This window comes from Acidisoma sp. 7E03, assembly GCF_054665075.1.
This window is the reverse complement of the sequence record NZ_BAAFHE010000053.1, coordinates 1-1,045: the sequence shown is the minus strand read 5'-3', so window position 1 is coordinate 1,045 and position 1,045 is coordinate 1. Positions and strand designations below refer to the sequence as shown.

Below are 1,045 nucleotides of genomic sequence, written 5' to 3'. Positions count from 1 at the left end.
CGCACGCCGTTCTTGATCATCCCCGTCTCGTCGAGTTCCGTGCCGATCATGGTGTAGCAGCCAGGCTTGCAGTCCACGACGAAATCGAGCGCCACGGATTCGTGGCGGTGCGGATATTGCGTCTTGCCGGCGGGCAGCAGGCCGAACATCGCCCATAGCGTATGGGTGACGGTACGGGTCTGCGGGAAGGCACGGTCGGCGAGCAGCACGCTGACGCGGTTGGCCTGGGAGTTCACCGGATCATTCGCGATCGTCTCCAGCTTCGTCTCGGCCTTGGAATATTCGAAGAGGGTGGGCTTGAAGCGCTCCACCGCCGGCGCCGCGCCGAGGTAGCGCAGCAGCGGCGCATCATGCACCCAGTAGAGCCCGGCCTCTTCCTCGGCATAATGCATGGCCTGGCCGTGCGCGGGCAGCACAAGATAGTCGCCCTTGCTCCAGTAGATGCTTTCGCCGCAGGCATCGGTGCGGCCGGAGCCCTTGTGCACGAAGAAGAGCTGGCTTGTGGCTTCCGCCGTCGTCATCACGCTGCCGCGGAGGATGCGGATAAAATTGGCGCAGAGTGCGGGGCTGGTGGCCGGGCCTTCGCAGCCGAGCGCGCCGCTGATGTCGAGCGGCTGGATGCGCGTCGGCCCTTCCTCGAAGAACTGGCCGGAGAAGGAATGATAGGGGACGCCGGGGATAAGCCCCTGGCGGATCGGGTTGGCGGCGGAGCTGTAGTCGTAATAGAGGGCGTCTTCCGTGAGCGCGTCGTCATTCGGCGTCATCTGCTCTGTCCTGTCGCAATCGTTTTTTCTTCGGCCCGCCGGGAGGGCATGCGCTGGCGAGCAGACCGTAACAGCATCAGGCGGGCAGGGCAGGGCCGAAAATGCCGCGGGAAGGGGTGTGCGCCCCCGCTTCAGAGGGCAAAGACGTCATCCGTTCCTACGCTGAAGATTTGCACTGGCGGGGTTGTGAACCGCACCGGGTTTCCCGGAGGCCATTTGGTTTAAGTTACGCGGCTAAGGACATGACCTCAAGGCTGGCATAGTAGCGTGCTTCGGCCTCG

General features: G+C 64.0%; 1 protein-coding gene. It reads right to left on the bottom strand.

Features of this window, described 5'->3' with window-relative positions; all coding sequences use genetic code 11:
* Positions 1-764 (bottom strand): cupin domain-containing protein (locus tag ACYQ6W_RS22610; RefSeq protein WP_459678551.1); only part of this gene is annotated, 764 nt, incomplete at its 3' end.
* Between the last annotated feature and the right edge of the window lie 281 nt (positions 765-1,045).